12 protein-coding genes are annotated in these 12,441 nt (G+C 60.8%); 11 read left to right on the top strand and 1 reads right to left on the bottom strand.

Annotation, left to right across the window (positions count from 1 at the left end; translation table 11 throughout):
* Positions 1-5 precede the first annotated feature (5 nt).
* The 9 genes from BFP92_RS06075 (at position 6) to BFP92_RS06035 (ending at position 9,850) form a co-directional block, all read left to right on the top strand.
* Entirely contained in the window at positions 6-1,454 is a 1,449-nt protein-coding gene (locus BFP92_RS06075; RefSeq protein ID WP_065929276.1) for an alginate O-acetyltransferase, read from the top strand.
* 8 nt (positions 1,455-1,462) lie between these two features.
* Positions 1,463-2,572 carry a mannuronate-specific alginate lyase gene (locus BFP92_RS06070; protein WP_065912570.1) on the top strand — a complete coding sequence of 370 codons (1,110 nt, stop codon included), beginning with the start codon at positions 1,463-1,465 and terminating at the stop codon, positions 2,570-2,572.
* 193 nt (positions 2,573-2,765) lie between these two features.
* Positions 2,766-4,298 carry an MBOAT family O-acyltransferase gene (locus tag BFP92_RS06065; RefSeq protein WP_065912568.1) on the top strand — a complete coding sequence of 511 codons (1,533 nt, stop codon included), beginning with the start codon at positions 2,766-2,768 and terminating at the stop codon, positions 4,296-4,298.
* Positions 4,299-4,309: 11 nt separating this feature from the next.
* Positions 4,310-5,482, top strand: coding sequence for an alginate O-acetyltransferase (locus BFP92_RS06060; protein WP_065912566.1), 1,173 nt, complete (start codon positions 4,310-4,312; stop codon positions 5,480-5,482).
* A gap of 16 nt (positions 5,483-5,498) precedes the next feature.
* Positions 5,499-6,155 (top strand): alginate O-acetyltransferase AlgF, encoded by a 657-nt coding sequence (locus tag BFP92_RS06055; protein ID WP_053254501.1) that lies wholly within the window; start codon positions 5,499-5,501, stop codon positions 6,153-6,155.
* A 194-nt stretch (positions 6,156-6,349) separates the two neighbouring features.
* Positions 6,350-7,801 (top strand): mannose-1-phosphate guanylyltransferase/mannose-6-phosphate isomerase, encoded by a 1,452-nt coding sequence (locus BFP92_RS06050; protein WP_065912564.1) that lies wholly within the window; start codon positions 6,350-6,352, stop codon positions 7,799-7,801.
* Between the two features lie 320 nt (positions 7,802-8,121).
* A complete protein-coding gene (locus BFP92_RS06045; RefSeq protein WP_065912562.1) occupies positions 8,122-8,397 on the top strand; it encodes a DUF3077 domain-containing protein in 276 nt (91 codons plus the stop codon).
* A gap of 161 nt (positions 8,398-8,558) precedes the next feature.
* Positions 8,559-9,023, top strand: coding sequence for a multidrug transporter (locus tag BFP92_RS06040; protein WP_065912560.1), 465 nt, complete (start codon positions 8,559-8,561; stop codon positions 9,021-9,023).
* A gap of 14 nt (positions 9,024-9,037) precedes the next feature.
* Positions 9,038-9,850 carry an SDR family oxidoreductase gene (locus tag BFP92_RS06035; RefSeq protein ID WP_065912558.1) on the top strand — a complete coding sequence of 271 codons (813 nt, stop codon included), beginning with the start codon at positions 9,038-9,040 and terminating at the stop codon, positions 9,848-9,850.
* Here the strand turns inward: BFP92_RS06035 and BFP92_RS06030 are convergent.
* Complete coding sequence (locus tag BFP92_RS06030; RefSeq protein WP_065912556.1) at positions 9,847-10,704, bottom strand: LysR family transcriptional regulator; 858 nt, start codon at positions 10,702-10,704, stop codon at positions 9,847-9,849. The genes BFP92_RS06035 and BFP92_RS06030 overlap by 4 nt on opposite strands.
* Before the next feature lie 111 nt (positions 10,705-10,815).
* On the opposite strand from BFP92_RS06030, the gene BFP92_RS06025 reads away from it, so the two are divergent.
* Complete coding sequence (locus BFP92_RS06025; protein ID WP_065912554.1) at positions 10,816-12,000, top strand: MFS transporter; 1,185 nt, start codon at positions 10,816-10,818, stop codon at positions 11,998-12,000.
* The gene (locus BFP92_RS06020) at positions 11,997-12,398 is read left to right on the top strand and encodes a DUF4440 domain-containing protein (protein ID WP_065912552.1); all 402 of its coding nucleotides are present in this window, start codon (positions 11,997-11,999) and stop codon (positions 12,396-12,398) included. The genes BFP92_RS06025 and BFP92_RS06020 overlap by 4 nt, the downstream gene beginning before the upstream one ends.
* Positions 12,399-12,441 lie beyond the last annotated feature (43 nt).

Below are 12,441 nucleotides of genomic sequence, written 5' to 3'. Positions count from 1 at the left end.
CCCTTATGCACCCACACATGATCAAACTGCTGAGCCTCTCGGGTCTGACCCTCGGCCTGCTGGCGGCCAGCCAGGGCGTGCGCGCCGATGAAGTCAAAGCCCCCACGTTCACCGCCGAGCCGTGCTGCAGCCTGTGCCCGGCCGCCCATGACGCAAAGAACTACACCACGCGCTACCAGCAGAACTTCACCACCCTGGTGCAAGCCCAGGGCGACTGGCTGTTCCGTACCCAGGAAGATTTGCGCACCGAATTCGACACCAGCCCCGCCGGCTACAAACGCATGCAGCAACTGCACGATGCGTTCAAGGCCAAGGGCGTGGAGCTGGTGGTGGTCTATCAGCCGACCCGTGGCCTGGTGAACCGCAACAAGCTCAATCCCGAAGAAAAAGCCAAGTTCGATTTCGACAAGGCGCTGGGCAACTACAAAACCATGCTCGGCCGCTTTGCCAAGATGGGTTATGTGGTGCCGGACCTGTCGCCACTGACCAACGAACAGTTGCCCGATGAACTGCCGGCCCACGACTTCTACTTCCGTGGTGACCAGCACTGGACGCCATACGGCGCCCAACGCACGGCAAAAATCGTCGGCGCCAAAGTGCGTGCCATGCCCGAGTTTGCCGATATTCCCAAGCGCGAGTTCGAAACCAAACGCTCCGGGCGCATGGGCAAGACCGGCACCCTGCACAACATGGCCGGGCAACTGTGCGGCACCAGCTACGCGATCCAGTACATGGACCAGTTCACCACCGAGCCTAAAGGCGAAGCCGGTGACGGCGACCTGTTCGGCGATTCGGGTAACCCGCAGATCACCCTGGTGGGCACCAGCCACAGCGGCAAGAACTACAACTTCGCCGGCTTCCTGGAACAGGAAATCGGTGCCGACATCCTTAACGTCGCCTTCCCCGGCGGCGGCCTGGAGGGCTCGATGATCCAGTACCTGGGCAGCGACGAGTTCCAGAAAACCCCGCCGAAAATCCTTATCTGGGAATTCTCGCCGCTGTACCGCCTCGACCAGGAAACCATTTACCGCCAGATGATGGCGCTGCTCGACAACGGCTGCGAAGGCAAGCCTGCGCAAATGAGCGCCAGCACCACGCTCAAACCCGGCAAGAACGAGTTGATGGTCAACAGCTCGAACAAAGACCTGCGCAACGCCAACCATCAGGTCGATATCCGCTTCGCCGACCCGTCGGTGAAAACCCTGCAAGCCACCCTCTGGTACATGAACGGGCGCCACGAGGACATCAAGATCGAGAAACCCGAAACATCCGATACAGACGGGCGTTTCGCCTTTGAACTGCGCACCGATGAAGACTGGGCCTCGCAGAACTTGCTGGCCGTGGAAGTGCAAGGCCCCGAAGCGGGCACTGCCGCGCAGAAAGTCGAAGCGAAAATTTGCACACGCAACGTGTTCCCGGCGAGTGGTCAACAGACCGCCCAGCTTGGGAAGTGAGGTTACTTATGCAGAAATTATTGATTCCAACGCTGCTGGGCCTGGCGATGTTCGCCGGTACAGTCAACGCCGCCGCACCACTGCGTCCACCTCAAGGCTATTTCGCCCCGGTGGAAGCGTTCAAGACCGGCGACTTCAAGAATGACTGCGACGCCATGCCGGCGCCGTACACCGGCTCGCTGCAATTTCGCAGCAAGTACGAAGGCTCGGACAAGGCCCGCGCCACCCTGAATGTGCAATCGGAAAAAGCCTTTCGTGACAGCACTGCCGACATCACCAAGCTGGAAAAAGACACCAGCAAACGCGTGATGCAGTTTATGCGCGACGGCCGCCCGGAGCAGCTGGAATGCACACTCAACTGGCTTACGAGCTGGGCCAAGGCGGATGCGTTGATGTCCAAGGACTTCAACCACACCGGCAAGTCCATGCGCAAATGGGCACTGGGCAGCATGGCCTCGGCCTATGTGCGCCTGAAGTTCTCCGACTCGCACCCGCTGGCTAATCATCAGCAGGAATCGCAGTTGATCGAAGCCTGGTTCAACAAGCTCGCCGATCAAGTCGTCAGCGACTGGGACAACCTGCCCCTGGATAAAACCAACAACCACTCCTACTGGGCCGCGTGGTCGGTGATGGCCACGTCCATCGCCACCAACCGTCGCGACCTGTTTGATTGGGCGGTGAAGGAATACAAGGTCGGCGCCAACCAGGTGGATGCCCAGGGCTTCTTGCCCAACGAACTGAAGCGTCAGCAACGTGCCTTGGCCTACCACAACTACGCACTGCCGCCGCTGTCGATGATCGCCAGCTTTGCGCTGGTCAACGGTGTGGACCTGCGCCAGGAAAATAACGGCGCGCTCAAACGCCTGGGCGACAAGGTGCTGGCCGGGGTGAAAGACCCGGACACCTTCGAGCAGAAGAACGGCAAAGAGCAGGACATGAAGGACCTCAAGGAAGACATGAAATTTGCCTGGCTTGAGCCCTTCTGCACCCTCTACACCTGCGCCCCCGATGTAATCGAGCGCAAGCACGGCATGCAGCCGTTCAAGACCTTCCGCCTCGGCGGTGACCTGACCAAGGTCTACGACCCGACGCACGAAAAAGGCAACAAAGGCAGCTGATATACAGCTGATCGTTCCCACGCTCCGCGTGGGAATGCAGCCAGGGACGCTCCGCGTCCCAAAAGCGGACGCAGAGCGTCCAGTGAGGCATTCCCACGCAGAGCGTGGGAACGATCACAACCTCCCGCGAAATCGTGGGGGGTTTGGGGGGGCCGTTGGCCCTTGACTGTTGGTTAAACATGGAGAGATCGGGATGGTTTTCTCGTCCAATGTGTTCCTGTTTTTGTTCTTGCCGATCTTTCTCGGCTTGTACTACTTGAGCGGGCAACGCTATCGCAATCTGCTGCTGCTGATTGCCAGCTACGTGTTCTACGCCTGGTGGCGAGTGGACTTCCTGGCGCTGTTCGCCGCCGTGACGCTGTGGAATTACTGGATCGGCCTCAAGGTCGGTGCCGCCGGCGTGCGCACCAAACCGGCCCAGCGCTGGCTGTTGCTCGGCGTGGCTGTCGACCTGTGCATCCTCGGCTACTTCAAGTACGCCAACTTCGGCGTCGACAGCATCAATGTGATGATGAAGTCGGCGGGGCTGGAGCCGTTTATCCTCACCCACGTGCTGTTGCCGATCGGGATCTCGTTCTACATCTTCGAGTCCATCAGCTACATCATCGACGTGTACCGCGGCGACACCCCGGCAACCCGCAACCTCATCGATTTTGCGGCGTTCGTGGCGATCTTCCCGCACCTGATTGCCGGTCCGGTGCTGCGTTTTCGCGACCTGGCCGACCAGTTCAACAACCGCACGCACACCCTCGACAAATTCTCCGAGGGCTGCACGCGGTTCATGCAGGGTTTCATCAAGAAAGTCTTTATCGCCGACACCCTGGCGGTGGTGGCCGACCATTGCTTCGCCCTGCAAAGCCCGACCACGGGCGATGCCTGGCTCGGCGCGCTGGCCTATACCGCGCAGCTGTATTTCGACTTCTCCGGCTACAGCGACATGGCTATCGGTTTGGGCTTGATGATGGGTTTCCGCTTTATGGAGAACTTCAAACAGCCGTACATCAGCCAGTCGATCACCGAGTTCTGGCGGCGCTGGCACATCAGCCTGTCCACCTGGCTGCGTGACTACCTGTACATCACCCTGGGCGGCAACCGTAAAGGCACGCTGACCACCTACCGCAACCTGTTCCTGACCATGCTGCTCGGTGGCCTGTGGCACGGTGCGAACATCACCTACATCGTGTGGGGCGCCTGGCACGGCATGTGGCTGGCGATTGAAAAAGCCATCGGCCTGAATACCGCGCCACGCAGTTTCAACGTGGTGCGTTGGGCCTTTACCTTCCTGCTGGTGGTGATGGGCTGGGTGATCTTCCGCGCCGAAAACCTGCACGTCGCCGGGCGCATGTACGGCGCGATGTTCAGCTTTGGCGAATGGTCACTCTCAGAACTCAACCGCGCCAGCCTCACCGGCCTGCAAGTGGCGACGTTGGTGGTGGCCTACGCAACGCTGGCGTTCTTCGGCCTGCGCGACTTCTACACCAATCGCCCTGCCGAGAAAGCCAAACCGGCTGACCCAAGCCTGATCAAGGCAGTACCCGGCGACAACCCAGGCAGCATCCACCAGCCAGGTTTCAGCGTAGGTCAGGACGCCGCCGTGCAACCGGCCTACTGGACCGCTGACTGGCCACGCTACGCCATGCGCGCCACCGTGCTGCTGCTGTTCGTGGCGTCGATTCTGAAACTGTCGGCGCAGAGTTTCTCGCCGTTCCTTTACTTCCAATTTTGAGGGAGCCGACCATGACCCGTTCATTTCGCATCCTCTATATCACGCTGTTCCTGCTGGTGCTGCTGGCCTTGGGCGCCTGGTCGACGCGCAGCTTCTTCGGCTTCAGCACCAACGCCGACGCCACCGTGCTCAACGGGCGCTGGACCAAGGCCGTCGAGACCCACTACGACGATGAGTTCCCGATCAAGCGCCTGGGCACCAACCTCTGGGCGGCGCTGGACTACAAGCTGTTCAATGAAGGCCGCCCCGGCGTGGTGCTGGGCCGCGACCACTGGCTGTACAGCGATGAGGAATTCAACCCCATCGTCAACGAAGACCAGAACCTGCAAGGCAACTACGCGCTGGTCGAAGGCGTGCGCCAAAAACTCAAGGCCCAGGGCATCCAACTGGTGATGGCGATCGTGCCGGCCAAGGTGCGCCTGTACCCGGAACACCTGGGTGAAGTGAAACCGGCGAGCATCCACGCCAACCTGTACGAGGACTTCCACGCCCGTGTAGCGGCCGACAAGATCATCGCGCCCGACCTGCTTGGCCCGCTGCAACAGGCCAAGCTGGGCGGCACGCAAGTGTTCCTGCGCACCGACACCCACTGGACCCCGGACGGTGCGGAAATCGCTGCCAAACAGTTGGCCAGGACCATTGCCGACAAGACGCCGCTGAGCGGCGAGCCACAGCGCTTTGTCACCGAAGCCGAAAAAACCGAACCGCACAAAGGCGACCTGCGCCTGTTCCTGCCGCTGGACCCGCTGTTCGAAAACCTGATGCCGCCTAAAGAGCCACTGCAAAAACGCGTCACGCACCTGGCGGAGAACAAAGGCGACGACGCCCTGTTTGCCGACAGTGAAACGCCAGTGGCCCTGGTGGGCACCAGCTACAGCGCCAACCCCAACTGGAACTTCGTCGGCGCCCTCAAGCAAGCCTTGCACAGCGACGTCATCAACTACTCCGAAGACGGCCACGGCCCGATCCTGCCGATGCTCAGCTACCTGAAAAGCGATGACTTCAAGAACAGCCCGCCACAGGTGCTGATCTGGGAGTTCCCGGAACGTTATCTGCCCGTCAACAACGAAATCGGTGATGCCGACCCGCAGTGGGTTGCGCAGCTTAAACAAGCCGGTTCGCGCCAACAGAACATGGCTTTGAACACTCAAAAATCCGAGACGCCCGACCGGGCGCAAAACTGAAAGAGAGGTAACTCACATGACTTTCACTACTACTCCGCGTCGTCTCGCCAAGACCCTGGCCATCGCTGCCGGCTTGAGCTTCGTATCGATGTCCGCCTTCGCCGGGGGCGACGCCGCCCTGTATGGCCCGACGGCACCAAAAGGCTCCAGCTTCGTGCGTGTCTACAACGCGTCGAACCAGGAAGTCAGCGCTACTGTCGGCGCGACTAATTTGAGCGATGTGGCGCCGCTGGCCAGCAGTGACTTCAGCTTCATGCCGGGCGGCGACTACAGCGCCAAGGTCGGCAGCCAGACCGTACCGGTCAAGCTCGCGGCCGATCACTACTACACCCTCGTGAACAGCGGCAGCGGCCAGCCCCAGCTGATCGAAGAGCCGCCGTTCAAGAACAAGCAGAAATCCCTGGTGCGTGTGCAAAACCTCAGCGACAAGGCCCTGACCCTGAAAACCGCCGATGGCAAGACCGACGTGGTCAAGTCGGTGGCCGCCAAAGGCCGTGGCGAGCGTGAGATCAACCCGGTGAAAGTGAGCCTGGCGTTGTATGACGGTGACAAGAAAGTCGGCGATGTGAAGCCGGTGGCTTTGGAACGTGGTGAAGCGGCGGTGCTGTACGTGACCGGTTCGGGTTCGAGCATTTCGCCAGTGTGGGTCAAGCGCCCCGTGTCGACCCGCTGATTAGTTTTCTGAACTGACACCCGCCCCTGTGGGAGCCGGGCTTGCCCGCGATGGCGGTGGTGAATCCAACACCGCCATCGCAGGCAAGCCAGCTCCCACACTGACCGAGGCAGTCAGTTCAGACCGAGACAAAAACAAGAGTGAAACGACAAACCTTCGTAGCTCTGACCCAATCGATTCAAGGAGAAACACCCATGATCCCAGTAATCCTTTCCGGTGGTAGCGGCTCACGTCTTTGGCCGCTTTCCCGTAAACAGTTCCCCAAGCAATTCCTGGCCCTGACCGGCGAGCACACCCTGTTCCAGCAAACCCTGGAGCGCCTGGTGTTCGAAGGCATGGACGCGCCGATCGTGGTCTGCAACAAGGACCACCGTTTTATCGTTAATGAGCAACTGAGCACGCGTAAGCTCGAATGCCAGCGCATCCTGATGGAACCCTTCGGCCGCAACACCGCACCGGCCGTGGCCCTGACTGCGATGATGCTGGTCAACGAAGGCCGCGACGAGCTGATGCTGGTGTTGCCCGCCGACCACGTGATCGACGACCAGAAAGCCCTGCAACGCGCCCTGGCTCTGGCCACTGTGGCGGCCGAGCGTGGCGAGATGGTGCTGTTCGGCGTCCCGGCGACCCGTCCGGAAACCGGTTACGGCTACATCAAGTCCAGCAACGATTCGCTGCTGCCCGAAGGCGTCAGCCGCGTGCAACAGTTCGTGGAAAAACCCGATGAAAAACGCGCCGTCGAGTTCGTCAAAAGCGGCGGTTACTTCTGGAACAGCGGCATGTTCCTGTTCCGCGCCAGCCGCTTCCTCGAAGAGCTGAAAAAACACGACCCGGACATCTACGACACCTGCGTGCTGACCCTGGAGCGCAGCGAGCAGGATGCCGACACCGTAACCTTCGACGAAGCCACTTTCGCCTGCTGCCCGGACAACTCCATCGACTACGCGGTAATGGAAAAAACCCAGCGCGCCTGCGTGGTGCCGCTGAGCGCCGGTTGGAGCGACGTGGGTTGCTGGGCCTCGTTGTGGGCGGTCAATGACAAAGACGTCAATGGCAACGTGAGCAAAGGCGATGTAGTGATCCAGGACAGCCGCAACTGCATGGTGCATGGCAACGGCAAACTGGTGTCGGTGATCGGCCTGGACAACATCGTGGTGGTGGAAACCAAGGACGCGATGATGATTGCCCACAAGGACAAGGTCCAGGGCGTCAAGCAGATGGTCAACACCCTCAACGAGCAAGGCCGCAGCGAAACCCAGAACCACTGCGAAGTCTACCGCCCGTGGGGCTCCTACGACTCGGTGGACATGGGCGGCCGCTTCCAGGTCAAGCACATCTCGGTCAAGCCGGGCGCGTGCCTGTCGCTGCAGATGCACCACCACCGTGCCGAACACTGGATCGTGGTCAGCGGCACCGCTGAAGTCACCTGTGACGAAAACGTGTTCCTGCTCTGCGAGAACCAGTCCACCTACATCCCGATCGCCTCGGTGCACCGCCTGCGCAACCCGGGCAAGATCCCGTTGGAGATTATTGAAGTGCAATCGGGCAGCTACCTGGGCGAAGACGATATCGAACGCTTTGAAGATATCTACGGGCGCTCCACCCCGGTCGAACGTGGCGTGTCGGTGAAAACTATCGCGCAGTAACACGGTCGTACAAGAAGCCCTCATCCAGCCCGTTGCGTCCCCTATCCGCAGTGGGCTGGGTGGGGGCTGCTCGTTCCCACGCTCCGCGTGGGAATGCCGCCTGGGACGCTCCGCGTTCCGATTCACGCCCGGTGCATGGGTGACGCAGAGGGTCACGGGATGCATTCCCACGCAGAGCGTGGGAACGATCGACAAAGCACCCCGCCAGCATTGACCCCTGCCCCCTTCCTGCCTATCCTCGCGCCTGTCACGACTCATTCGTGATGAGGTTTGACGGCCTCGCAAACTCATAGGATCCCATTTTCATCAGGAGATCCATCATGTCCAAACAAACCACCCGCCCCACCCCCTTCGGCCCCAGCGACCGCAGTGAAGAACCTCTTTTTTGCGTACAACCCGGCATTCCCATAGAACATGCACTGGAACATGCCAGCTATGTTTTAGGCACCGCGCGCGTGCTCACCTTGGCGGCTCAAGACCTGTGCACCGAACACCAGAGCTACCTGAACTGGGCCAGCCTGCAATTGGCTGAAACCGGCTTGGCACTGGTTGAGGCTTCCATCGAAGGCTTGCAGGCAGATTCTTCTACTCAGTAAGTAAGTCTTCGCAGGCAAGCCAGCTCCCACAGGGGGATGCATTCCAACTGTGGGAGCTGGCTTGCCTGCGATGGCGTCCGTCCGCTCAACACTTATCTCAAGCTACCCAATCCCACCTACGCTTAAGTTAGGATGCTCGTTCCCTATTCGAGGTGGTCTCCATGTTCTTCGGCGTTCTCCTGATCATCACCTGGCTGATCCTGCTGCTGCGCTACCCCGCCAAAGCCTTGCCGGTATCGCTGGCCGCCGCCGTCGGCCTGGGTTTTGTCGCCATCTGGGTGGTGTGGATGGACAGCCGCGAAGCTTCGCAACTGGCGCGCCTGGAACTGCGCATCAGCTACGCGCCTCAAGAGTGCCCGGCCGACCGCCCGTTGAAACTGGTGCTGATCAACGGCAACGACGTGCCCCTCACCGAATTGCGCTGGCGCCTCGCCGCCTATGCGCCGGGGGACACGGTGAACCTGGCCGATAACGTTTATGCTGCCCCGCGCTATCGCGGCCCCGGCGAACTACAAGCCGGCGCCACTTGGGATGACTGTTTGCCCACGCCGCCCCTGCGCCCCGGCTACCGACCGCAAACCCTGGAATTTCGCGCCGAGCACCTGCAAGGCAGTTTCTCGGACTGACAAAGGATTGATCCATGCCCAACGTACTCATCACCGGTTGTTCCAGTGGCATTGGCCGCGCCCTCGCTGACGCCTTCAAATCCGCAGGCTTTGACGTGTGGGCCAGCGCCCGCCGCGAAGCAGACGTCGCCGCACTTGCCGCTGCCGGCTTCAATGCCGTGCTGCTGGACGTCAACGACAGCAAGGCCTTGCAGCGCCTGGCCGAACAACTCGGCGAACTGGATGTGTTGATCAACAATGCCGGCTACGGCGCCATGGGCCCGCTGCTCGACGGCGGCACCGAAGCCATGCAGCGCCAGTTCGAGACCAACGTGTTCTCCATCGTCGGCGTCACCCAGGCGCTGTTCCCCGCACTGCGGCGCAGTAAAGGTCTGGTGGTGAATATCGGCAGTGTTTCGGGTGTGCTGGTCACGCCGTTTGCCGGTGCGTACTGCGCCTCGAAAGCGGCGGTGCATGCCTTGAGCGATGCATTGCGTATGGAACTGGCGCCATTTGGCGTGCGCGTGCTGGAAGTACAGCCGGGAGCCATCAACACAAGCTTCGCGAAAAACGCCGGCGCCCAGGCCGAACTGCTGATCAACGAACAATCGCCCTGGTGGCCCTTGCGCGAAGGCATTCGTGCGCGCTCCCAGGCTTCGCAGGGAAACCCGACTTCGGCCGAGCAATTTGCAGCTCAAGTGCTCAAGGCTGTGCAACAACCAACACCGCCCCGGATGTTGCGTGCGGGCAATGGCAGCCGAGCGCTGCCGTTGATGGCGGCGTTGTTGCCAAAAGGATTGCTGGAGAAAGTCCTGAAGAAGCGCTTTGGACTCTCGGGCTCACTCTAACCCTTCATAAAATCAATAAACGCCCGCACCTTCAGCGGCAAATGCCGTGTATCCGGGTACATGGCATAAATGCCTTGCGGGGCAAAGCGATGGTCCGCCAATAACCGCACCAACCGCCCCGCCTCCAGATCGCCCTGCACCAGCCATTGCGGCAGCACCGCCACACCATGCCCACGCACGGCGAAGGCCTGGAGAACCGAGGCGCTGTCGGCCACCAGCGCAGCAGGGCCGGAACGGTATTGATGCTCGCCGCCGGCGGGGTCGGTCAGGCTCAGCTCCGTCAAGCGGCCATGGCCTAACTTGGGCACGCGCTCCAACGCATCCAGGGTCTGCACCTGGGCAAACTCGGGCGCGGCTACGGCAAACACCTCATAGGTCGACAGCTGCACCGCCCGGTGATTGGAGTCGAGCAGTCGCCCCAGCCGAATCGCCACGTCAAAGCGCTCGGAGATCAAATCGGCATGGGTGGAAGATGTGGATAAGTGAATGTTCAAGTCTGGGTGCAGGCGCCGAAAAGCCTCCACCGCCGGGGCGACGACTGCCAGCGCGTATTCCACCGTGGTGGTGATGCGTAAGGTGCCTTTGAGTTGGGCATGTTCAGAGCGGGCTTCTTCCACCGCCAACCGGGCTTCTTCGAGCATGCGCGTGCAACGCAGGTAAAAGCGCTCGCCGGCATCAGTCAGCGCCAATTGGCGCGTGCTGCGGGTCAGCAAGGTAACGCCCAGCTCCGCCTCAAGGCGCTTGAGGTTGAAGCTGACCACGGCGCGGGTCTGGCCCAGCCGATCGGCGGCGGCGGTGAGCGAGCCGGCCTCGACCACGGCCTTGAAGGTGTCGAATCGGTCCAGGCTGACCATCGGCAGCCGCCTCCTTTGTCAAAATATTTTTGACAAACTAACAGGCAAACCGGCGTATCCCAAACCCTGCATCACGCCTACCCTGCCCGCTTCACTCGCAGGATCGCGTTTATGACCTACCGCTCGAAAGTCGCCTGGATCTTTTTACTCGGCTTTGCCCTGGACCTGGTGAACATGTTTGTCGCCACCGTCGCCTACCCGGATATCGCCCTGGAACTGCACGCCTCGGTGACGCAATTGGCCTGGGTCAGCAACGCCTACATGCTCGGGTTGACCGTGATCATTCCCTTCAGTGTGTGGCTGGCCGCCATGCTGGGCGAACGCAACCTGATCGCCGTCAGCCTGTTGCTGTTCGCCGGAGCCTCGGTGATGGTTGGCCAGGCTGGTTCGATTGAAGCGTTGATCGGTTGGCGGTTGCTGCAAGGTTTGGGCGGTGGCCTGCTGATCCCGGTGGGGCAAGCCTTGGCATATCGACATTATCCGCCCGCGGACCGCAGCTCACTGACGGCGCGCGTCATGTCGGTGGCCCTGCTGGTGCCAGCGTTGTCCCCCGCGTTGGGTGGCGTGATAGTCGACAGCGTGTCCTGGCGCTGGATCTTCTACGCCAACCTGCCGCTGGCGTTGATCACTTTGCTGCTGGCAGTGCTGTGGATAAAACCCGACGTGCCCGCGACCGTGCGCCCGGCACTGGATGTGGGGAGTCTCTTCACGCAAATCCGCAGCCCGATGCTGCGGGTGGCGATGCTGGTCTACCTGTGCATCCCTGGGGTATTTATCGGCACCAGCCTGATCGCCATCCTCTATCTGCGCGGCCTCGGTTATGACGCCACACAGACCGGCGCACTCATGCTGCCGTGGGCACTGGCGTCGGCAGTGGCGATTTACCTGAGCAAAAAACTGTTCAATCGTTGCGGCCCAAAACCGTTGCTACTGGCAGGCATGGCCCTGCAATGCCTCGGCATCGTGTTATTGAACCAACCAACCTGGGTAATTCCCGCCTACGTTTTGATGGGCCTGGGCGGCAGCCTGTGCAGCAGCACCGCGCAGACGCTGGCGTTTCTCGACATTGATGCCGAACACATGGGCCACGCCAGTGCGTTGTGGAATATCAATCGGCAAGTGAGCTTTTGCCTGGGTGCGGCGGCACTCAGTACGCTGTTGTCGGCCTTGGATTCCTTCGCCATTACCTTCACGATAGCCGCAGCCCTGACACTGCTGCCCTTTTTCGCGGTGCTGCGCCTGGATGCTTCCAGAGTACGGGCACTGCTTCACCCAGCCAGCGAGCCACAGCAATGATTGATTACAGCGATTTTTTTGAAGAAGTCATCCAGACCCACGTCGAGATCGAACAATGGTTTGCCGGGGTTGCGCCCGAGGGCACGTTGCAGAACTTGCTCGCGCGGTTTTCGCCTGAGTTCAGCATGGTTGCGCCTGCCACCGGCGCACGGGTCAATGCGGCCGGTGTAAATGCGCTATTCACCCGCTTGGGCGGCATGCGCCCAGGGCTGAAGATCACCCTGAGCGAAATGGCCGGGATCGACCGGCATGCACGCGGAGCCACGGTGACTTATCGCGAGCATCAAATTGATGACAGCGGCACCCAGACTGACCGCCGCGCTACGGTGGTGTTCGAGAAGCAGGCCAGTGGCGCGCTGTTGTGGCGGCATTTGCACGAAACTTTTATAGCGCCATAAAGTAATTAATTAGCTAGTTCCTACAAAAAAACGCGAACCGCCT

This window comes from Pseudomonas sp. 58 R 3 (genome assembly GCF_900006605.1).
In the GTDB taxonomy this organism is placed as follows: Bacteria; Pseudomonadota; Gammaproteobacteria; order Pseudomonadales; family Pseudomonadaceae; genus Aquipseudomonas; species Aquipseudomonas salomonii.
This window is presented reverse-complemented; position numbering and strand designations above follow the sequence as displayed.